General features: G+C 66.3%; 26 protein-coding genes. 17 read left to right on the top strand and 9 right to left on the bottom strand.

Going from position 1 to position 20314, the window contains the following annotated elements; all coding sequences use genetic code 11:
- Window positions 1-25 precede the first annotated feature (25 nt).
- From Ga0102493_RS15510 to Ga0102493_RS15465, 10 genes are all read left to right on the top strand, one after another.
- Window positions 26-871, top strand: coding sequence for a pyruvate, water dikinase regulatory protein (locus Ga0102493_RS15510; protein ID WP_034902688.1), 846 nt, complete (start codon window positions 26-28; stop codon window positions 869-871).
- Window positions 868-1461 (top strand): Maf family protein, encoded by a 594-nt coding sequence (locus Ga0102493_RS15505; RefSeq protein WP_034902685.1) that lies wholly within the window; start codon window positions 868-870, stop codon window positions 1459-1461. Before Ga0102493_RS15510 ends, Ga0102493_RS15505 begins: the two co-directional genes overlap by 4 nt.
- Window positions 1458-2315, top strand: a complete 858-nt coding sequence (locus Ga0102493_RS15500; RefSeq protein ID WP_034902682.1) for a shikimate dehydrogenase family protein — start codon at window positions 1458-1460, stop codon at window positions 2313-2315. Before Ga0102493_RS15505 ends, Ga0102493_RS15500 begins: the two co-directional genes overlap by 4 nt.
- Window positions 2312-2929 carry a dephospho-CoA kinase gene (coaE, locus tag Ga0102493_RS15495; protein ID WP_034902679.1) on the top strand — a complete coding sequence of 206 codons (618 nt, stop codon included), beginning with the start codon at window positions 2312-2314 and terminating at the stop codon, window positions 2927-2929. Before Ga0102493_RS15500 ends, coaE begins: the two co-directional genes overlap by 4 nt.
- A 61-nt stretch (window positions 2930-2990) precedes the next feature.
- On the top strand, window positions 2991-3707 hold the full coding sequence (gene dnaQ, locus Ga0102493_RS15490; protein WP_034902966.1) for a DNA polymerase III subunit epsilon: 717 nt from the start codon (window positions 2991-2993) through the stop codon (window positions 3705-3707).
- Between the two features lie 39 nt (window positions 3708-3746).
- The gene (gene hpf / locus Ga0102493_RS15485) at window positions 3747-4310 is read left to right on the top strand and encodes a ribosome hibernation-promoting factor, HPF/YfiA family (protein WP_034902676.1); all 564 of its coding nucleotides are present in this window, start codon (window positions 3747-3749) and stop codon (window positions 4308-4310) included.
- Window positions 4311-4461: 151 nt separating this feature from the next.
- A complete protein-coding gene (locus Ga0102493_RS15480) occupies window positions 4462-4923 on the top strand; it encodes a PTS sugar transporter subunit IIA (RefSeq protein ID WP_034902672.1) in 462 nt (153 codons plus the stop codon).
- A gap of 29 nt (window positions 4924-4952) precedes the next feature.
- On the top strand, window positions 4953-5432 hold the full coding sequence (locus Ga0102493_RS15475) for a PaaI family thioesterase (RefSeq protein ID WP_034902669.1): 480 nt from the start codon (window positions 4953-4955) through the stop codon (window positions 5430-5432).
- Window positions 5429-5764: a DUF1491 family protein gene (locus Ga0102493_RS15470; protein WP_034902666.1), complete on the top strand. Its 336-nt coding sequence runs from the start codon at window positions 5429-5431 to the stop codon at window positions 5762-5764. Before Ga0102493_RS15475 ends, Ga0102493_RS15470 begins: the two co-directional genes overlap by 4 nt.
- A gap of 200 nt (window positions 5765-5964) precedes the next feature.
- Window positions 5965-6645 carry a cell wall hydrolase gene (locus tag Ga0102493_RS15465; protein WP_034902663.1) on the top strand — a complete coding sequence of 227 codons (681 nt, stop codon included), beginning with the start codon at window positions 5965-5967 and terminating at the stop codon, window positions 6643-6645.
- A 161-nt stretch (window positions 6646-6806) separates the two neighbouring features.
- Here Ga0102493_RS15465 and xth read toward each other — a convergent pair whose 3' ends face one another.
- Genes xth through Ga0102493_RS15450 form a run of 3 tightly spaced genes read right to left on the bottom strand, consistent with a single transcriptional unit; the run spans window position 6807 to window position 8482 of the window.
- Complete coding sequence (xth, locus tag Ga0102493_RS15460; protein WP_034902661.1) at window positions 6807-7616, bottom strand: exodeoxyribonuclease III; 810 nt, start codon at window positions 7614-7616, stop codon at window positions 6807-6809.
- 58 nt (window positions 7617-7674) lie between these two features.
- Window positions 7675-8004 (bottom strand): iron-sulfur cluster insertion protein ErpA, encoded by a 330-nt coding sequence (gene erpA / locus Ga0102493_RS15455; protein ID WP_034902963.1) that lies wholly within the window; start codon window positions 8002-8004, stop codon window positions 7675-7677.
- 49 nt (window positions 8005-8053) lie between these two features.
- On the bottom strand, window positions 8054-8482 hold the full coding sequence (locus Ga0102493_RS15450) for a CBS domain-containing protein (protein WP_034902660.1): 429 nt from the start codon (window positions 8480-8482) through the stop codon (window positions 8054-8056).
- 132 nt (window positions 8483-8614) lie between these two features.
- Here Ga0102493_RS15450 and Ga0102493_RS15445 point away from each other — a divergent pair, with 132 nt between their 5' ends.
- On the top strand, window positions 8615-8929 hold the full coding sequence (locus Ga0102493_RS15445; RefSeq protein ID WP_034902658.1) for a hypothetical protein: 315 nt from the start codon (window positions 8615-8617) through the stop codon (window positions 8927-8929).
- Window positions 8930-8933: 4 nt separating this feature from the next.
- Here the strand turns inward: Ga0102493_RS15445 and Ga0102493_RS15440 are convergent, their stop codons facing one another.
- From Ga0102493_RS15440 to Ga0102493_RS15420, 5 genes are all read right to left on the bottom strand, one after another.
- Window positions 8934-9362, bottom strand: a complete 429-nt coding sequence (locus Ga0102493_RS15440; RefSeq protein ID WP_034902655.1) for a (2Fe-2S) ferredoxin domain-containing protein — start codon at window positions 9360-9362, stop codon at window positions 8934-8936.
- Window positions 9359-11515 carry a dipeptidyl-peptidase 5 gene (locus Ga0102493_RS15435; RefSeq protein WP_034902652.1) on the bottom strand — a complete coding sequence of 719 codons (2157 nt, stop codon included), beginning with the start codon at window positions 11513-11515 and terminating at the stop codon, window positions 9359-9361. The genes Ga0102493_RS15440 and Ga0102493_RS15435 overlap by 4 nt, the downstream gene beginning before the upstream one ends.
- Window positions 11516-11586: 71 nt before the next feature.
- Window positions 11587-12063 (bottom strand): DUF2497 domain-containing protein, encoded by a 477-nt coding sequence (locus Ga0102493_RS15430; RefSeq protein WP_034902961.1) that lies wholly within the window; start codon window positions 12061-12063, stop codon window positions 11587-11589.
- A gap of 68 nt (window positions 12064-12131) precedes the next feature.
- Entirely contained in the window at window positions 12132-13625 is a 1494-nt protein-coding gene (locus Ga0102493_RS15425) for a TolC family outer membrane protein (protein WP_418251645.1), read from the bottom strand.
- Window positions 13622-14263 (bottom strand): protein-L-isoaspartate O-methyltransferase family protein, encoded by a 642-nt coding sequence (locus tag Ga0102493_RS15420; protein ID WP_236922252.1) that lies wholly within the window; start codon window positions 14261-14263, stop codon window positions 13622-13624. The genes Ga0102493_RS15425 and Ga0102493_RS15420 overlap by 4 nt, the downstream gene beginning before the upstream one ends.
- Before the next feature lie 233 nt (window positions 14264-14496).
- On the opposite strand from Ga0102493_RS15420, the gene fumC reads away from it, so the two are divergent.
- From fumC to Ga0102493_RS15405, 3 genes are all read left to right on the top strand, one after another.
- Entirely contained in the window at window positions 14497-15903 is a 1407-nt protein-coding gene (gene fumC, locus Ga0102493_RS15415) for a class II fumarate hydratase (protein ID WP_034902649.1), read from the top strand.
- A gap of 159 nt (window positions 15904-16062) precedes the next feature.
- Window positions 16063-17358 carry a sensor histidine kinase gene (locus tag Ga0102493_RS15410; RefSeq protein ID WP_069297572.1) on the top strand — a complete coding sequence of 432 codons (1296 nt, stop codon included), beginning with the start codon at window positions 16063-16065 and terminating at the stop codon, window positions 17356-17358.
- Window positions 17359-17375: 17 nt separating this feature from the next.
- Complete coding sequence (locus tag Ga0102493_RS15405) at window positions 17376-18155, top strand: LytR/AlgR family response regulator transcription factor (RefSeq protein ID WP_034902645.1); 780 nt, start codon at window positions 17376-17378, stop codon at window positions 18153-18155.
- A gap of 144 nt (window positions 18156-18299) precedes the next feature.
- On the opposite strand, the gene Ga0102493_RS16215 is transcribed toward Ga0102493_RS15405, so the two are convergent.
- Entirely contained in the window at window positions 18300-18611 is a 312-nt protein-coding gene (locus tag Ga0102493_RS16215; RefSeq protein WP_051697821.1) for a UrcA family protein, read from the bottom strand.
- A gap of 240 nt (window positions 18612-18851) precedes the next feature.
- On the opposite strand from Ga0102493_RS16215, the gene Ga0102493_RS15395 reads away from it, so the two are divergent.
- The 3 genes from Ga0102493_RS15395 to Ga0102493_RS15385 all read left to right on the top strand — a co-directional run bounded on the left by Ga0102493_RS15395 (window position 18852) and on the right by Ga0102493_RS15385 (window position 20308).
- The gene (locus Ga0102493_RS15395; protein WP_034902638.1) at window positions 18852-19124 is read left to right on the top strand and encodes a hypothetical protein; all 273 of its coding nucleotides are present in this window, start codon (window positions 18852-18854) and stop codon (window positions 19122-19124) included.
- Between the two features lie 52 nt (window positions 19125-19176).
- Complete coding sequence (locus tag Ga0102493_RS15390) at window positions 19177-19956, top strand: metallophosphoesterase family protein (protein ID WP_034902635.1); 780 nt, start codon at window positions 19177-19179, stop codon at window positions 19954-19956.
- Between the two features lie 160 nt (window positions 19957-20116).
- On the top strand, window positions 20117-20308 hold the full coding sequence (locus Ga0102493_RS15385) for a hypothetical protein (RefSeq protein ID WP_051697846.1): 192 nt from the start codon (window positions 20117-20119) through the stop codon (window positions 20306-20308).
- Window positions 20309-20314: the final 6 nt, after the last annotated feature.

Genomic DNA, 20314 nt, shown 5'->3' with positions numbered 1-20314 from the left:
CGCCCGAAGGCTGCGCGAAGGACGGATGAACCGACTCAATCTCCACCTCGTATCGGATTCGACCGGCGAAACGCTGGAAATGATCGCCAAGGCCGCGCTCGCCCAGTTCGACGATCCGCATGTCAGTCGCCATTTCTGGCCGATGGTCCGCTCGCGCCAGCATCTCGACCGGATCGTCCCCGAACTCGCCGCCAATCCGGGGCTGGTGCTTTATACGCTCGTCAATGCCGAGAGCCGTGTGCGGCTGGAGGAACATTGCCGCCACCTCGGCCTGCCCGCGGTGGCGGTGCTCGACCAGGTGACCGCCGCGCTCGAAAGCCAGCTCGGGCAGGAGGCGCACGGGCGGCCCGGGCGCCAACATTCGATGGACGAGCACTATTTCAAGCGGGTGGATGCGATCCACTACACGATCGCGCATGACGACGGGGTCGGGTACGAGGAATGGGAGGAGGCCGACATCGTGCTCACGGGCGTGTCGCGCACCTCGAAGACGCCGACCAGCATCTACCTCGCCAATCGCGGCTACAAGGTCGCCAACATTCCGCTGGTGGTCGAAAGCCCTCCCCCCAAGGCGTTGTTCGGCCTGCGCCACCCGCTCGTCGTCGGTCTGACCACTGCGCCCGAGCGTCTGGTGCAGATCCGCCGCAATCGCCTGCTGACGCTGAACGAGACGACCGAGACGAGCTATGTCGACAACGGCCGGGTGAAGGATGAACTGCAATTCGCCCGGCGGATGTTCGCGGATAATGGCTGGCCGGTGATCGACGTCACCCGCCGCTCGATCGAGGAGACCGCTGCGGCGATCATCCGGCTGGTGCAGGACCGCTCGCGCCGCGATCAGCAGATCGGCGGAGTGTCGAAGCCGATATGACGCCGCGCCTGATCCTTGCGTCCAAGTCGGCCTCGCGCCGGGCGATGCTCGATGCCGCGGGCGTCCCCTACGAGGCGATCCCCGCCGATGTCGACGAGCGCGCGGTCGAGGCCTCGCTCGAAGGCGCCGCGCCAGGCGAAGTCGGCGAGGCGCTCGCCGTCGCGAAGGCCGCCGCCCTCGCCAACGCGCACCCGGACGCGCTGGTGCTGGGGAGCGATTCGCTGGTGGTGGTGGGCGGCCGCCGTTTCGACAAGCCCGACAGCCGCGAAGCCGCCGCCGATCACCTGCGCTTCTTCTCGGGCAAGGTGATGGAACTCCACAGCGGCGCGGCAATCCTGCGCGGGGACGGCTGCGAATGGAGCCATGCCGACTGCGCGAGGCTCCATGTGCGCGAATTGTCGTACAGCTTCATCGAGAGCTATCTCGACGCCGAATGGCCCGAAGTCGGCCATTGCGTTGGCGTGTTCCGGATCGAGGCGCTGGGCGTGCAATTGTTCGACCATATCGAAGGCGACCAGTTCACCGTGCTCGGCATGCCGCTCCTCCCCGTGCTTGGCGCGCTGCGCGAACTCGGGGTGGTCGAGACATGAGCCGGCCCTATGTAGAAGTGATCGGCGATCCCATCGCCCAGTCGAAATCGCCCGCTATCCACGGGTTCTGGATCGACCGGCTCGGTCTCGACGCCGATTACCGCGCTGAGCGCGTCACCCAAGACGGCCTTGCCGACTATCTCGAAAGCCGCCGCGTGGACCCCGACTGGCGAGGCTGCAACGTCACCATGCCCCTGAAGCAGGCGATCCTGCCGCTGCTGGACCGGGTCGAGCCGCAGGCGCTCGCCATCGGGGCGGTCAACACTGTCTTTCGCGGGGAAGACGGCGAACTTGCGGGCACGAACACCGATGCGCCGGGCTTTGTCGAACCGATCGCCCCCGTTCTTCGCACACCGCACCTGTTTCGCATGGCGCGCGTCATCGGCACCGGCGGCGCGGCGCGGGCGATCGTCGCTGCGCTGGCGGTCAACGGTTTCACCCTTGTCCTTGCCGGTCGCGACGAGGACAAGGCGCGCCGCATGCTCGAGGATCTCGCCGGCACGGGCGAGCATTACACCGCGCCGCTTGCCCATTTCGCGCAGGCAACTGATTTCGCCTTCGACGACCGCGAAGGCTGCCTCGACCTCGTCGTCAACGCCTCGCCGCTCGGCATGCGCGGCCAGCCACCGCTTGCCTTCGACTGGAGCCACGCCCCGCCGCGCTCGATCGCCTATGACATCGTCACCGACCCGGTCGACACGCCCTTTCTCGAATCCGCGCGCGAGCGCGGCCACGCCACGATCAGCGGGCTTTCCATGCTGGTCGGCCAGGCCGCTGCCGCCTTCGAGATCTTCTTCGGACAATCCCCGCCGCGCGATGCCGACGGCGAACTGATGGACCTTCTTCGCCAATGACCGCTGACAACCCTTCCCGCCCGCCCCTGATGCTCGGCCTCACCGGCTCGATCGGCATGGGCAAATCGACCGTCGCCACCATGTTCGCCGAAGCGGGCGTGCCCGTCTTCGACGCCGATGCCGAGGTCCGCGCGATGCAGGGCCCGGGCGGCGAACTGGTCGCACGGATCGAGGAGGCCTTTCCGGGCTCGACCGGCCCGGAAGGCGTCATCCGCGAGGCGCTGGGCGCGCAGGTCTTCGGCGACCAGGACAAGCTGAAGAAGCTCGAAGCCATCGTCCACCCGGCAGTCGGCAACAGGCGGGCGCAGTTCCACGCCGACAACGCCAAGGCCGAAATGGTCCTGTTCGACATCCCGCTCCTGTTCGAGCGCGGGGGGGAGAACGCCTTCGACGCGGTGATCGTGGTCTCCGCCCCGGCCGAAATGCAGCGCGAGCGGGTGCTGGCCCGGCCCGGCATGACGCCCGAGAAATTCGAGGACATCCTCAAGCTGCAGGTCCCCGACGCCGAAAAGCGCGCGCGCGCGATGCATGTCATCGATACCGGCACCACCCTCGAGGAAACCCGGGCGCAGGTAGAAAGGCTGATCGGCGAATTGAAGGCTTCGCGGGGATAGCGCCGATCGGGGCTGCGTCTTCCCCTTGCGCATCGCGCCGCTTGGGTGGATAAATCGCGAAATGCAGCCCGATCCCAGCCGCGAAATCGTCTTCGACACCGAAACCACCGGGCTCGATCCCACGACCGGCGACCGGATGGTGGAGATCGGCTGCGTCGAGATGATCGGCCGGGTGCCCACCGGCGCTACTTTCCACGCCTATTACAACCCCGAACGCGACATGCCGATCGAGGCGGAACGGGTCCACGGCCTGTCCTCCGCCTTCCTGTCGTCAAAGTCGCTGTTCCGCGACAGCGTCGATGAATTGCTCGAATTTCTCGGCGATTCGCCGCTGGTCGCGCATAATGCCGGCTTCGATTTCGGCTTTCTCAATGCCGAACTCGCCCTGATCGGGCGCGAAGCCATCGCCATGGAACGCATGGTCGACACGGTCGCCATCGCGCGCAAGCGGCATCCGGGCGCGAAGAATTCGCTCGATGCGCTCTGCACGCGCTATGGCATCGATCGCAGCCACCGGGTCAAGCATGGCGCGCTGCTCGACGCCGAATTGCTGGCGCAGGTCTATATCGAACTGACCGGCGGGCGGCAGATCGGGCTGGAGCTGGCGGCGGAGGTTTCGACGACCACCGTGGCGCGCGGCATCGCTCCCGGATCCGTCGTGCCGCGCGCGACCGACCGCCCTCGGCGCGAACCGCGCCCGCACGCACCGAGCGCGGCCGAACTCGAACGCCACCGCGCTTTCATCGAAGGGATCGAGAACGCCATCTGGGCGCGCTGACCCCGTCACAAGGTTTCCGAGCAAGGAGGACCGAAGCCCATGGATATCCGCATTTCCGGCCACCAGGTCGACACCGGCGCGGCCCTGCAGGAACACGCGACCGAACGATTGGGCGCCATCGTCGACAAGTATTTCGACCGCGCCCTGTCGAGCCACGTGACCTTCGGCAAGGCGCCCGCCGGCAGCTTCACCTGCGACATCGTCACCCATGTGACGCAGGGCCTGATCCTCAAGGCCCAGGGTTCTGCGGGCGATGCCCATGTCGCGCTCGACGAAGCGGCGGCCCGGATCGAAAAGCAGCTGCGCCGCTACAAGCGCCGCCTCACCGACCGCCACGAACGCGCGCAACAGGTCCGTGCCGAGGAAGAAGCCGCCTACACCATCTTCGCCGCCGAAGAAGGCGAGGAAGAAATCGCCGCCGAAGCCCCGCCGGTCATTGCCGAAACGCGGGTCGATATCCCGACCGGTACCGTGGCCGATGCGGTCATGATGCTCGACCTGCGCGACACCCCGGCGCTGTTCTTCAAAAATGCTGGCACGGGGAGGCATAATATGGTTTATCGCCGCTCGGACGGGTCGATCGGCTGGGTCGAACCGCGTTAGGACCTTGCCAAGCTTCGCCCCATGCAGGACAGGGCGAACGAAAGGTCCAGTTCGCTCAGGCACTTGGCCCCGATCCCGCTTTCCGGGGTCCGCCTTTCGCGACGGGACAGTCTGCCCCTACGGGCTTTCTTGATCGGAAACCGGTATAGTCATGGATATCAACATCACCATCGTGCCCGAAGCGGTCCGGCTCGCACGGGTGGAGACCAAGGCGCAGGTGCTCGCGGTGCTGTCGGCCTGCCTCGCCGAGGTCTATGACCTCGACGTGAGCGAAGTGCTCGAAGGGCTCGAAACGCGCGAGGCACTGGGCAGCACCGGTTTCGGGCGTGGCATTGCGATCCCGCATTGCCGCGATTCCAGCGTGCGCAAGCCGACTCTCGCCGTTTTCAAGCTTGAACATCCGGTCGATTTTGCCGCCGCCGACGCCCAGCCCGTTTCGCTGGTCTTCGGCCTCGTCTCGCCCGAGAATGCCGGGGCGACCCATCTCCACGCGCTCGCGGCGATCTCGCGGCTGATGCGCGACGAATCGAAGCTGCAGGCGCTCGCCGACGCGCCCGATGCCGAAGCGCTCTATGCGGTGCTCACCAACCAGTTCCTGCGCGATGCTGCCTGAGGCCCGCGCGGTTCGCGGGTGACAGCGCCATGAACGATGCCGGATCGCACGATCGCAGTAGCGCCGAGACGCATCACCGCGCGCTCGAGCGGCTCTATGCCTCCGCCCCGATCAATGCGAAATTCGATTCCAAGCTCGAAATCCTGGGCGAAGGGCGCTCGCGGCTGGTCTTCACCGTCGGCGAGGATGTCTACCATGCCGCGGGGGCTGCGCATGGGACGATCTATTTCAAGATGCTCGACGATGCGGCCTTCTATGCCGCCAACACGCTCGCGACCGACCGTTTCCTGCTGACGACCAGCTTCAACCTCCATTTCACCAAGCCCGTGCGCGCCGGCCGGGTCGTCGCGGAAGGCCGCTGGGTGAGCGGGCGGCGCCGGGTCTTCGTCGCCGAATCCCGGCTGGTCGACCAAGAGGGCGACGAGATCGGGCGCGGCACGGGCACTTTCATGCGCTCGCGCATCGCGCTTTCCAGCCTGCCCGGATATGTCGAGGGCAGCAGCGAGTGAGCGCGCGCCTCCCAGCGCATGTCGAAGTCGGCGCGATCCTGCGCATGGCCGAGGCCGAGGGCGGCATGGGAACGGTCCTGGCGAAGGGTGAGCGCGATGCCGGAAGCGTGCTCGTCGTCATCATGCGGCGGGGCGAGAACGCCGGATTGCACGAACGCATGCCCGGGCTCGATTTCGCGCGCCGCTATACGCTTACCCGAAAAGAGGACCCGGAGGATAAACAGGCGTTTACCGAATATCTTGACCGTCGCACTCGGCAGGATCCCGACACCTGGATCGTCGAAGTCGATGTCGACGACCCGGAAAAGTTCGCGACGCTTTTGCCGGAATAGGTTGACTTGGTTTCAAATGAGACTATTTGGCCGCGAGCTTCACGGTGCGCAGGCCGGGACGCGGGCAATTCGGTCCGCTGATCGGCACGCAGACGGGGAGCCGCCGGCAGGCACCACGAACCACCCCTCTCACTTCGCGAAACACTCGCAACGGGTTCAGCCTGCGTCGGAGCGCGCTCACCGCCAAGTACGAAGAGACAATGGGTCGCAAGACTTACTCCCTGAGCGCCGTCGCCATTGCCGCGGCGGCCACCCTTAGCTTCTCGAGCGCCGACGGCGCCGAGGCGTTCGCACAGGTTTTCGAGGCCGAAGCACAAGCGGCCGACACGCAGCCGGTCGAAACGGCCGAAGACAGCGTGGAAATCGTCCCGCAGGACACGGTGTTCATCTCCGAGGAAGTGGTCCAGCCGCTGCCGGGAGAAGGCGACGCGGGCGAAACCCCCGCCTCCGATGTCACCGCTGCTGCATCCCTTACCGAACTCGTTTCGCTGATCCCGGACGAAGATCGCATGAGCGAGGAAATGACCTGCCTTGCAGGCGCGGTCTATTTCGAATCCCGCGGCGAACCGCTCGCGGGCCAGCTCGCGGTGGCGCAGGTCGTCATCAACCGCGCCGAGGACAGCCGCTTTCCCGCGAGCTATTGCGGCGTCGTCTATCAGCGCGCGCAATTCTCCTTCGTGAAGAACGGCCGCATGCCCCGGATCCGCACCCACACCGAAGCCTGGCAGCGCGCCAAAGCGATCGCCCGCATCGCGCATGGCGGGATGTGGGACAGCCCGGCGGGCGACGCGGTGTTCTTCCACGCCAATTACGTCCGCCCGAAATGGAGCTACCGCAAGCAGCGGCTCGCCCAGATCGACACGCATATCTTTTACAGGTGATCCTCGCTCATGCGACCTGACGGTCGCATCGCTGCAGGCGGCCGCCTGGCCTTGCGGGCTCCCCACCGGGGGAGCCCGTTTTGCTTTGGTGCGGCTCGGTCCCGCAGGGACTGCAAGGCTGCTCGCAGCCGCTCGCGCGAAGCGCGAAACGGCGGTAAGGATTACAAGGAAAGCTCCAGCCATACCGGCGCATGGTCGCTCGCCTTTTCGCGGCCGCGATGCGCCTTGTCGACGCCGACGGCGCGCATCCGGTCGGCGCATTCGGGCGAGAGCAGGATGTGGTCGATGCGAAAGCCGTGGTCACGCTGCCACGCGCCGGCCTGGTAATCCCAATAGGTCCACACGCCGCCACGCGGATTGAGGGTGCGCACCGCATCGGTCCAGCCATCGCCGAGCAGCCGCGCATAGGCGCCGCGCGATTCGGGCTGCATCAGGGCATCGTTCGCCATCGCCCTGACTGAAAAGACATCGTCATCTTCGGGAATGACGTTGAAATCGCCGAGCACCACGGCGGGCACTTCCTCGGCCCAGATCGCGGCCATGCGCGTGCGCAGGGCGGCCATCCAGGCGAGCTTGTAGTTGAATTTCGGGCCCGGATGCGGATTGCCGTTGGGAAGGTAGAGGCACGCGACGCGCACGGTGCCGTCCGGCCCTGTCGCGTCGACCTCGAGATAGCGCGCTTGTTCGCCCTCGCCCTCTTTCGGCCCTTCAATGCCGAGGCCCCGCTGGATCTCCTTCGGCGGCTCGAAACCGGCCTTGCCGTCGGTCAGCACCGCGACCCCGTTGAACGCCTTCTGCCCGTGCGTGAGGACATGGTAGCCGAGCGCCTCGATCTCGTTGCCCGGGAAGGTCTCGTCCTGGCTCTTGATCTCCTGCAGGCAGGCGACCGATGGCCGCGTTTCGGCGAGCCATTCCAGAAGCCGCGGCAGGCGCGCCTTGATGCCGTTGATGTTGAAAGTGGCGATTTTCATGGGGCGCGTGATGCCCCGAAGAGCGCGCCCTGTCTAATCCAAAACCCGAAAGTTCAATTCAGATCCCGAAGCTCGAACCGCAGCCGCAGCCGGCCGCCGCGTTCGGATTTTCGACCCGGAAGGCCGCTCCGCCCAGGGATTCGACGAAATCGACCACGCTGCCTTCGACAAGATCGAGGCTGACCGGGTCGACCACCAGCTTGACCCCGTCGGTCTCGCTCACCGCATCGTCGCCCTCGGCCCCCTCGGCGAGGTCGAACTTGTACTGGAAGCCGGAACAGCCGCCGCCTTCTACCGAAAGCCTGAGGATCGCAGGCTTGGTCTGCTTTTCGGCGATCAGCGCGACTCGCTTGGCCGCTGCGGGGGTCAGGGTGAGGGTCTGGGTCATGGTCTTTCCGAAATAGGGCGCCTTGGCGGCATGCTCAAGATGCACCGCGTCAGGTCTGGATATAGGAACGCAGCGCTTCGGCCTCGTGCTTGACCTCCTCGATCTTCGATTTGACGAGATCGCCGATCGAGATGAAGGCGACGAGCCTGCCCTTTTCGACCACCGGGAAATGGCGGAAACGACGGCGGGTCATCATCGACAGCGCCTCGTCCACGCTGGTCGAGGGTTCGACCGTCACGGCGGGCGAAGTCATGATCTCCCTGACGGCCAGGTCCATGCAATCCCGGCCCTTTTCCGCCAGCCGGTAGATCACGTCGCGTTCAGATACGATCCCCGCGACACGCCCCTGGCGCATCACCGGAAGCGCCCCGATGCGCTGCCCGGCGAGCACCTGCACGGCCTCTGAAACCGGGGTCGATACGTCGCACGATACAATGTCCTCGGGCCTTCGTCCGGCGATGATCTTGGCAATTGTCATGTTCGACTCCTCTCTCCGCGAAGCAAAATGCCACTCTTGGCCGCGAAAGGCGAATCCGAAGCCTGCCGCGCAAACGTCTCCCGTCCGCGCGCTTCGATTGCAATGCGACGCGATAGGCCCCATTGAAGGGCGATGGCCGATAAGTCCCCGCTCGATAACCCTGAAAACGCCGCTCACGCCTGGGCGCGATACCGCCAGATCATGAAGCTGCTGATGGCGGTCACCGTCGCGACGGTCGCGCTCGCGCTCGGCCTGCTCTACGCCTTCAACGGCATGGTTTCGGTGCATTATTTCATCGCGGTCGCGCTCGGCATCGCTTTCACCATGCTGCTGTCGGGCGGGCTGATGGGCCTTGCCTTTCTGTCCAACGGGACGGGGCACGACGAAGCGGTCGACAATCGCCTGCCCGATGCCGACGAACTGTTCGGCCGCCGGGACCGCGACTGAACCGTCAGTCCTCGCCCAGCGGGCTGAGGCGATATTCCTCGACCGGAACGCCGCCGACGAGATGTTCGTCGATGATCCGCTCGAGCGCTTGCGGCATGCACGAATGGTACCACACGCCATCCGGCCACACGACCGCGATCGGGCCCTTGCCGCAGATCTGGAGGCAGTCGGCCTTGGTCCGCTGCACGCCTCCCCCTGCGCCTTTTGGATGGTCGGCGGTGCGCCTCGGCCCGACCAGCCCGCGCTCCTTCAGCCGCGTCTTGAGAAAGGCCCACGCGGCCTCGCCCTCCTCGCGCGAGCAGCATTTCGCCTTGTCCGACAGCGCGCACAGGAAGATGTGCCGCTCGACCGGGGCGCTGTCGGGGCGGGCGGGCGCGCTTTCGTAATGCCGCGCGAGCGAGGATCGGGCCGAAAGAAGCTCGTTATCGCTCATTGCGCGCCCTTTTCCTCCGCAAGCCAGCGATCGAGCCACGCGAACACGGTTTCGTGCCATTGCAGCGAGTTCTCGGCGCCCAGCACCCAGTGGTTCTCGTCCGGGAAGACGAGAAGCTGCGCGGGGATGCCCCGTTCCTGCAATGCCGTGAAGCTCTGCAGGCCCTGCGTGTAGGGGACGCGGAAATCCTTCTCGCCGGTCACGACCAGCATGGGGGTCTTCCAGTTGTCGAGGTAATTGGCCGGGTTCCAGCGTTCGTAGGTCTCGCGCGCCTCGGAATAGGAGCCGCCGAAATCCCAGCGCGGAAACCACAATTCCTCGGTCGAATAATAGAAGCTGCGCATATCGAACAGGCCGTCATGCTGGACCAGGCAGTCGAACCGGTCCGGCCAGTTCCCCGCGATCCAGTTCATCATGTACCCGCCATAGCTCGCCCCCATCGCGCAGGCGCGGCTGCCGTCGATCTGGCTGTCGAGCTCGAGCGCGGCGGCGAGGCCTTTTCGCAGGTCCTCCAATGGCTTTCCGCCCCAGTCGCGGTTGATCGCGTCCATGAAATCCTGCCCGTATCCCGCGCTTCCGTGGAAATCGACCGAGATCACGGCATAGCCCTGGCTCGCCAGAACGCGCGGGTTCCAGCGCGATGACCACGCATCGTTGAACGTCCCCTGCGGCCCGCCATGGACATAGAGGATCGCCGGGATCGGACCCTGCTGGTCCTCGAGCCGGGTGACCTGGCCCCACACCGTGTCGCCTCCCGCGCCTTCGAAACGGAAGCGGGTCGTCTCGATCGAAGCCAACTCGCCCATGCGGCTCGTCACCACGTCGGTGAGCGGCCGCGCCTTGCCGAGCGCGTCCGAACGATAGAGCTCTGCAGGAACTCCGATCGAATCGCGGGTGAACAGCAGGCCGCCATCGGCAAGCGGGGTGAGGCCGCCGATATGCGCCTCGTTCCCGGCGATCAGGTCGAGTTCTTGCACCTCGCCGCTTTCAGGATCGATCCGGAACGCCGGAACGTCGAGCGTGTCGGCAGCGGTCGCGATGAGGTAGCTGCCGTCCGCGCTCCATGTAAGCGAGCCGAAGGAGAGGTCGGTGTCCTGCGTCAGCGCGCGTGTCCGGCCGGTTTCGAGATCGCGCAACTGCAACACGAGCCGGTCGGATTCGTAACCGGGCCGCGCCATGGCGAGATATGCGAGATAGCGCCCATCGGGCGAAGGCGCAGGCGCGGTATCGGTCGCTTCATTGGCCGCCGTGAGTTCGACCGGCGCTGCACCCGAAAGATCGTTCCACCAGATATCGAGGTCGGTCGAGGCGGGCTCGTCCGCACCGGACTCCCGCACGACGAAATAGACACCCGATCCGTCAGGCGCCCAGGCAATGTCCTCACCCCCGCCGAAAGGCATGGTCGGCGTGTTGCCGGTTACGCCTTCGGCCGGGTCATGCCCATCGATGGGAAGCGGATCGCCGACGACCGTGCCGTCCTCCATCCCGAAGACGAAGACGCGGTTAAATACGCCGGGGCGCAGCCAGCGGTCCCAGTGGCGGTAGAAACCCGCATCGCCTTCGTAGAGCCGCCCGCTGCCAACAGCGCTTCCGCTCTCCTTGCAGCCGAACACGGCGCAATCGCGCGCGATTTCGCTCCACAGCGCGACGGCATTGCCGGCGGGCGAGAGCTTGAAGCCGTGAATGTTGGTTCCCTCGATGTCGGCGACCGGCATCGGCCCTGTCACCTTGCCGCTCGGCTCGAGCGCGGCCCGCCACAGCCGCGTGCGCTTTGCGCGGCTGTCGTCGGGATGTTCATCGCTCAGGAAATAGAGAAAATCGTCCGGCCCGATGGCAAGGCTGTGCGCGCTGATGCCGAAATCGAATTCGAACGGTTCGGCTCCCCGGGCCGCGAGGTCGAGTATATAGTGCCTGCGCGAGCGCTCCAGCGTTTCGGGATCGGTGACAGTCACGGAATAGACGGCAAATCGGTCCATTGCGACGATCGGCGCGCCGAGGCGCGGCATGGTGACGAGATCGCGCGCGCTCATCGCGGGCGCCTCGACACCCGGTACGCGGCGCGCGGTTTCCTCGTGATCGTCCGCGGCGAGCGGGGGGCTTGCGAGAAGGGCGAAGGACGCGGCGAACACGCCGGTCAGGCTGGTGGCTCTCATGAAGGCGGCTGTTAGCGCGTCGCCCCCCGCGATTCCAGCGAAAGCCGCGCGGTCCCACGCGGCCCCTGAGATCAGCGCCGCTTGCCGGCGATCCGCGCGATTTCGGCCTGGACCATCTTTTCGACCATGCCCGGCAGGTTTTCGTCGAGCCACTGCGCGAGCATGGGGCGCAGCATTTCGCGCACCAGCCCTTCGAGGGAGGTCTCGCCCGAGCGAACGATCTGGGGGCGCGCGCCCGGTTCGGCCAGCATGGCGAGAGCGGCGAGGTTTTCCTGCATCGCGCCGCGCACGTTCTCGGCGATCAGCGGCGCATCGTCATCTTGCGCTTCGGCGGTCTCCGGCCCGTTCTCATCGGCGAAATCCATCTCGGACAGGTCGAGCACCTCATCGGTCTCTTCGAGCTGTTCCTGCGCCCGCGCTTCGGCGTTCTCGGCCTCCGCCTCGCGGCGGCGGCGCGCTTCGAGTGCATCCTCGCGATTGTCTCGCGCGATCACTTTCTTGATCGATTCCAGGATTTCCTCGACCGACGCTTCACCACTATCCGCCATTTTCGCCTCGACATTAGAGCCCCTGCGGGAGCGACCGACCGATGCGCCGATTCCCGAATCGGGACGGATCAACGCTCTCCGGACTCCAGCACGGGGCCGAATGTCGCTTCGGGAGCGGGAATGTCAACGGTTCGGGTCGATTCCGGTTCAGGTTCGGGATCGCGGTCCCAGTCCCAGATCCGGCCCCGAACGCGCTCGTAATTGAGTGTCGGGTCGTAAAGCGGCCCGCCCGTGTCGAGATTGAGGTCGCGCGCCTCGGCCTTGCCCATGGTGGCAAGCAGGGTGAAACCCGCGACATAGGCGTTGCGCCGCGCGGTGACGAGCTGCGAGCGGGCGGAGACGAGTTCCTGTTCGGCATTGAGCACGTCGAGAATCGTCCGGTTGCCGATCGAATTTTCCGCGCGCACCCCCTCGAGGCTCAGTTCGGCGGCCTCGACCGCGGTCTTCGAGCTTTCGATCACGGCGAGCGAGGCCTGCCAGCTAGCATAGGCGGCGCGGGTCTGCGAGATCACGTTGCGTTCGGTCTGAATGACCTGTTCGAGCGCGGCGCTTTCCCGCGCCCCCGCCTGTCGCTGGCGCGCGGCCGGGACGCCGCCCTGGAAGAGCGGGATGGTGACGCGCACGCCGGCATTGGCGGTCGTTTCGCGCTGGACGAAATTGGCCGCGATCGGGCCGCCCAGCGTGCCGTAGAAATCGGAATAGTCGCCGTTCGCGAACAGCGCCACGGTCGGCAGGCGGCCCGATCCGGCGACCTCGGTGTCGAATCCCGCCGCCTCGGCCCGCTGGCGCGCGGCGATGAGGTCGGGATTGTTCTCCAGCGCCGTGACCACCGCCGTACCGACATTGTCGGGGAGGTTCGGCAAGGGCGGCGGGGCCTGCAGGTTCCCGGGTGCCTTGCCGACCAGTTCGATATAGGTCTCGCGCGCGGAGACGAGATTGGCGAGCGCATTGCGAAGGTCACCCTGCGCCAGCGCAAGGCGGCTTTCGGCCTGCGCCACGTCGGTCAGAGTGGTGTCGCCGATCTCGAACCGGTCGCGCGTCGCCTGCATCGTCACGTCGAGCACTTCGACCTGGTTCGCGGCAAGCCCGGCGAGCGCCTCGGTCCGCAGCACGTCCATGTAGGCGGCGACGGTCTGGCTGAAAAGCGCGCTTTCGGCGCCCCGCAGGTCGGCCTGTCCGGCCTCGACCCGCTCCTCGGCGGCGCGGGTCGAATTGCGGATCCGCCCGCCCTGGTAGATCGGCACCTGGAGCTGGGCATTGACGCCGAGATTGCGTTCCGGCGCCGTGAAGGCGTTGGCCGACTGGCGAATGAATTCGATATGCGTTGCGGTGACGTTGAGGTTGGGCAGGCCCTGCCCGCGCTGGATCGGCACCTCTTCATCGGTCGCGCGCTGGTTCGCCCGCGCGCCCGCCAGCGTCGGGTTGGTGTTGTAGGCCGCCGCCAGCGCCTCGCGCAGCGTGTCGGCCTGAGCCGGCGCCGCCGCCAGCCCGCCGGCGAAAGCGGCAAGGCAGGTGGCGCGCCGCAGCGCGCGCCGCAGCGGGAGGGCACGGGGGCGGTTCACGGGAAGGACCAGCCCTTCGGCTTGGCGAAAGCGGGGAGGACCGGGATGCCCAGATCCTCGAGCGGCATAAAGGCGACGCGTCCGGCGATCTTGCGGCCGGAAGCAAGCCGGGTGACGCCGCGCAGGACGAGCCCGCCGACCACGCGGCCCCCGTCGGCGACGCGCTCGGCAAGGCTGCCTGGAAGCTGCCCGATCGCGCCGTCGATGAGGACGAGCGTGAAATCGCCTTCGCCTTCGACCTTGCCCGCGGCCGCATCGGTGGGCTGCGTCACCGCGAGCGAGCCGACCAGCGGGCGCACCAGTTCGGCGAGATATCCGGTCCCGTTCTCGACCACCAGCACGCGGTCGTCCCGGCGTGCGGCGGCTTCGACCAGTAGCTTGCCGTAGAACAGCGGGGCGGCCATCGCCTCTCCATCGCCCAGCGGAATCGAGCGATCGATATAGGCGATCGGTGCCTTGTCCGCAGGGAGGAAATCCTCCCGCGGGACGTCGCGCATCCGCTCCAGCGTGGTTTCGTCGTTCACACCGCTCGTGCGCAGCTGGCTTTTGATCATGACGCGGCGCGCTTCGGTGGTATCGGCTGTGTTCATCGCGCCCGCCTTCGCCTCCTCGGCCTCAAGGGTTCCAGTATTGCTCATTTTCACTCCGAAAGCTGTATTAGGTACGCAATACAGCGCGTCAAGATGTCTCGCCCAGCCCCTAGACCGCGCCGGGCCGGGATTAAAGAGCCTTCGCGGGCGAAAGCGTTCACGCCAGGCCGGACCGACATGCAAGAGCGGTCTTGCCAGCGCCCGCAGGCGAGTGCTTAGGGGGGCCGCGAATTCGCAAGGGATCATTTTCGACTTACACAGGGATGGCTTCGATGAGTGACATGAACGGCGCGGGCGACAAGGTGCGGATCGAGACCGATTCGCTGGGCGAGGTCAGCGTCCCGGCCGACGCGCACTGGGGCGCGCAGACCCAGCGCAGCCTCGCCAATTTCGCGATCGGGACCGAGACCATGCCCGCTCCGCTGGTGAGGGCGCTGGGCATCCAGAAGCTGTCGGCAGCCCGCGCCAACATGGAACTGGGCGTGCTCGATGCGAAGCTGGGCGAGGCGATCGTGACCGCCGCGCGCGAGGTGATCGACGGCACGCTAGCGGCGCAGTTTCCGCTTTCCGTGTGGCAGACCGGCTCGGGCACGCAGTCGAACATGAACGCCAACGAGGTGATCGCGAGCCGTGCGAACGAGATCCTGACCGGCACGCATGGCGGCAAGGACCCGGTCCATCCCAATGACCATTGCAACATGGGGCAGAGCTCGAACGACACCTTTCCCACCGCCATGCACATCGCGGCGGCGTCGGAGACGATCGAACGCCTGATCCCCGCGCTGAAGCATCTCCACGGCGCGCTCGATGACAAGGCGACGGCCTTTGCCGACATCGTCAAGATCGGCCGCACCCACCTGCAGGACGCGACCCCGCTGACGCTCGGCCAGGAATTCTCCGGCTATGCCAAGCAGGTGGAATATTCGATCCTGCGGCTCGAAAACGCCCTGCCGCGCGTGCTCGAACTGGCGCAGGGCGGCACCGCGGTCGGCACCGGCATCAATTCCAAGGTGGGCTTCGCGGAAGCCTTCGCCGCCAAGGTCGCCGAGGAAACGGGCCACGATTTCGTCACCGCCGCCAACAAGTTCGAGGCATTGGCCGCGCATGATGCGCTGGTCGAACTGTCGGGCGCGCTCAATTCGGTCGCGGTCAGCCTGATGAAGATCGCCAACGACATCCGCCTGCTGGGCTCCGGCCCGCGCTGCGGCCTCGGCGAGATCGCGCTGCCCGCGAACGAGCCGGGCTCCTCGATCATGCCGGGCAAGGTCAATCCGACCCAGTGCGAGGCCCTGACCATGGTCTGTTCGCAGGTCATGGGCAATCACACCACCGTCAGCATCGCGGGATCGAACGGGCATCTCGAACTCAACGTGTTCAAGCCCGTCATGATCTACAACGTGCTGCAATCGATCCGCCTGCTGGCCGACAGCGCGAACAGCTTCACCGACAATTGCGTCAGCGGGATCGAGGCGAACGAGGACCGCATCGCCAAGCTGCTCAATGAAAGCCTGATGCTGGTCACCGCATTGAACCCGCATATCGGATACGACAACGCGGCTCGGATCGCGAAGAAGGCCCATGCGGACGGGACGACCCTAAAGGAGGCCGGGCTCGAGCTGGGACTCTTGACCGAAGACCAGTTCGCCGAGTGGATCGTGCCGGCCGACATGATCAAGCCGCGCGCCTGACCCGGCGCGGTGGACGAAAGCAATAGGAGGGGCCGGGGAGAGGCCTCTCCTTCCTTGCTCCCACATGAACGGCTTTCGACCAATGCGCCATCCTGTCCGACGACCGAGCGCGCGGGCAATGGCGCATGCCCGCCCGCGTCGCTATGTCGCAGGAAAGCCATGGCCTCGTTGCTGAACCCTGTCGGCGCCGAAAGCGCCCCCAAGACCCCCGCCCGCAAGGAGCCGGTGAGCGTGCCCTTCCGCACGGTCCTCGTCTCGATGATCGTGCTGTGGGCGACCTATTTCGTGCTCATCACCGCGCGCAGCCTGGTGATGGATTTCGATTTCCAGTTCGAAATGGCCTGGCGCCGCCTGATCGTCACCGCGCTCGGCATCGGCTTCACGGTGGTTCTGTGGTTCGTGCTGCGCCTGTTCGACCAGCGCGCGCTGTGGGTGAAGATCTCCGCCGCGCTCGTCTTCGCGTTTCCGGTGGCGATCGCGATCGGGCATGTGAACCAGTTGCTGTTCGAGGATATCCAGGCCGCGCAGGAAGCCGAATATGCGCGCAAGAACAACCTCAACCTGCGCCGCGACGAATCGGGAAATCTCCTCGTCGACGTGCCCGTCCGGCGGATCAGCCCGGCCGACCCCGGCCAGGATGAGGGTGAGGAAGTCGTCGAATCCGAAAGCGTCATCATCGCTCCGGCCGAGACGAGCGCGGATTTCTGGCGCAAGCTGCTTGATATCGCGCTGGGGCGCTATTTCCTGCTGCTCGCCTGGGCCTCGACCTATTTCGCCCTGCTTGCCGGATTCCAGGCGCGTGCGGCCGAGCGGCGCGAACAGCAGTTCAGGAACGCTGCCAAGGCCGCCGAACTGCGCAGCCTGCGCTACCAGGTTAACCCGCATTTCCTGTTCAACACGCTGAATTCGCTGTCCGCCCTGGTGATGACGGGCAAGCCCGACCGGGCCGAACGGATGATCCAGACGATCAGTCGTTTCTATCGCCATTCCCTCGCCGATGAGCCGACCAGCGACGTGCCGCTCAAGGACGAATTCGATCTCCAGCAGCTTTATCTCGACATCGAGGCGGTGCGCTTTCCCGAACGGCTGGTCTGCGTCTTTGACCTGCCCGAAGACCTCGCCGAAGCGCGCGTTCCGGGCATGATCCTGCAGCCGCTGGTTGAGAATTCGGTCAAGTATGCCGTCTCCGCCGTTTCGCGAAAGGTCACGATCACGGTCGCCGCGCGCGAGGAATTCGACCGGCTGGTGATTACCGTGAGCGATGACGGGCCGGGCGTTCCCGATGAAATGCTGCACGGTTTCGGCATCGGGCTCGCCAATGTGCGCGACCGGCTCGAAGCGCGCTTCGGGCCCGATATCGGCTTTTCATCGGCCCCGGTTCCGGGGGGATATCGTACCGAGATCCGAATCCCCCTCTCCCGCCCCGCTTCCGCGCGGGCGCGCCGCAAGGTATGAGAAGCCGGGAGACCAGCATGTCCGAGAGTGATTCCGAGAACAACGCGCTCAGAACCCTGATCGTCGATGACGAGCCGCTCGCGGTCGAGCGAATCCAGGTGATCTGCGCCGAAATCTCCGCGATCCGCGTCGTTGGCACAGCAAGCGATGGCGCTGCCGCCCTGCGGCTTGCCGAGAAGCTGACCCCCGACCTGGTCCTGCTCGACATGACCATGCCCGAACTCGACGGGCTCGGCGTCGCGCGCAAATTCGCTGAGAGCGACAGCCCGCCTGCGGTCATCTTCGTCACCGCGCACGATCATTTCGCGGTCGAGGCATTCGATCTCGAGGCGATCGACTACGTGCTCAAGCCCGTCGCCGCCGACCGGCTCGAACGCGCGATCGACCGCGCCGTCGCGCGCCGCGCCGAACAGGGCGGGGGCCGGAACAGGCAGGCCAGCCAGTGGCTCGAGGAATTGTGGGTCCCGCACCGTTCGGAATTGCTCCGGATCGATGTCGAGGAAGTCCATCGGATCGATGCCGAACGCGATTACGTCCGGCTTCATGTCGGCGACCCGGTCGAGGACGGCGAGGCGTCGCGCTCCTACCTGCTGCTGCAGACGATCGCCGGACTGGAAGCGCGGCTCGATCCTGACAAGTTCATCCGCATCCACCGCTCGACCATCCTCAAGCGCGAAAATATCCGCGGGCTGCGCCATGACGGGCTCGGCGTGTGGTCGGCCGAATTGCTCAGCGGCGAAGCGCTCAGGATCGGGCGGACCTATCTGTCCAAGGTCAAGGCGATGGCGGGGCGCTGAGCGCGCTGCCGGCGCGGGCGGGTCTGCGGCGGACCCTATCGTTCAGACCACGCACAAGAAACGGCCCGAACCCCAGGGACTGGAAGGGTTCGGGCCGCCAGGTGCTGTCCCGCATGATGGCGCGGGGCAGGTCGTGTGCGCCGGTCAGCCGCCGCGGCGCTGCTTTTCGACATAAGCCGCGACCTGCTGCTTGGCGCTGGCCTTCGCCTTTTCGTAGCAATCCGTGGCAGCCTGCGACTGGATCCGGGTCCCGGTGCGCTTGCGGTCGAACTGGCACACGTCGCGCGCGGCGCGTTCGATCCGCCGGTCGAGCATTTCCTGCCCTTCGGGGGTGTCGAGATCGATCCCGGCGAGGCTCACATTCATCGTGTTGCGCTCGGCGGGGCCAGCGGCGAGCGCCGGGCTGGCGGTGAAGGCGAGGCCGATGGCGGCGGCGGTGATGGCGAAAGTCTTCATGGCAATTCTCCTCATGGCAGGGCCGGCCGGGGGTTGGGGGAGCTCCTTGGGGCTGGAGCCTTCGGGGTTCGCCGTGCCCTGCTGTCTTAGGGTGGTAAGGCAGCGCGCCGAGTCGCTCCATCGCGTCTCGACGAAAACGCCCGTAATCGTCGATGGAAGGCCTTTGCCCCCGACCAATGCTGCGGCGGCCACGACAAATGGCACTTTCCAGCCGACCGGCGTCTGCGCCATAAGCGGCCCATGTGGTTCGGCATCCTCGTCATCTTCTGCCTCGGAATCGGCAATTTCGCGCTCCATCGCGCAGTGCTCGAAAGCGGGCACCCGCTGATCGGGCAGATCCCGCGCCAGGTCGGCTGGCTCGGGCGGAGGCTCACCCTTGTCGCCGAATTCACGGTCCTGCTCGTGGCGATGCTGCTGACGGCGAATGGCTGGCCTGCGCTCGCCTGGGCCTATGGCGCCTACAGCGCCCTCAATGGCCTTGCCGCGTGGCTGATCCTGACCGGCCGGGTGTGAGGGTCCAGGCCGGTTGCATCGCGCCTGCCGCAGCGGCCATGATGGGGAAGCCATGACGACGACGCTCTTCCATGTCAGCGACATCCATTTCGGGGCCGAGAACCGAGCCGCGCTCGCCGCGGTGGAGGAGGCTGTCGCGCGTGAGCATCCGGACGCGCTGGTCTGCACCGGGGACCTCACCCAGCGCGCCAAGCACCGAGAATACGAAGCCGCCGCGCGCTGGTTCGCCTCGTTCGACCTTCCGGTTCTCGTCGATCCGGGCAATCACGACATGCCCTATTACAACCTGTGGGAGCGTTTCACCGATCCGTTGCGGCGCTATCACCGTCTGCGTGCCGCGCTGGGCAAACCGTTCGCTTCGAGCGATGTCGTGCTCGTCCCGCTCAATACGACTGTCCGCGCGCAGCGGCGTTTTCCATGGTCCGACGGGGTGGTGACCCGCCGGGCGCTGGCCGAGACACTGGCGGCGCTGGCCGAACTGGAAGGCGATCCGCGCACCGTCATCGTGACCGCGCATCACCCGCTGCTCGGTCCCCGCGACAGGGGGCCCAATCCGACGATCGGAGGGGATGCGGCCTTTGCCGCGCTTGCCCGGGCGGGGGCGCATGCCGTGATGTCGGGCCATGTCCACGTGCCTTTTGACGAAGTCCGCGAGCGCGCCGGAAGGCCGATGCGCATGATCGGCGCCGGCACGCTTTCGACCCGCCTGCGCGACGGGGCGCCGCCCTCCTGGCGCGTGCTGCGATGCGAGCGCGGCGGACGGATCGAGAGCGAGCTGCGCGTGCTCGCCGGTTCCGCCGATGCCGAATGCAGTGGAGCGTTCGCCGGGTGACGGCTCCGGACGGCCCTTAACCTTTCCCGTCAGACCTGCGTTAAGGAATTCTTGGGCAAATTCGGAAAGTCGGCGGTGATGCTGCGGGTTCTCGCCCGCGAGTCCATCGCCGCCTGGATGTGCAACCGATACCCGTTCATATCGCGGGGGGACGATGGTCATGTTGAAGGCAGTGGTCTTTGGCGCAATCATCACGGGATGCTTGGCGCTTGTCATCGGCTCGCAGGGCTCCACCGGCGGCCGGCTTGCGGTCGAAGCGGTCCAACTGGGCGGCTACCGCATGTTCTGGTCGTGGCCGCTCTTCTTTTCGGGCAGCGGGCTCGCCTGGGGACTCATACTGCTCCAGCGCTGAACGTTC

The sequence above is a fragment of the Erythrobacter litoralis genome (assembly GCF_001719165.1).
Classification (GTDB): domain Bacteria; phylum Pseudomonadota; class Alphaproteobacteria; order Sphingomonadales; family Sphingomonadaceae; genus Erythrobacter; species Erythrobacter litoralis.
This window is presented reverse-complemented; position numbering and strand designations above follow the sequence as displayed.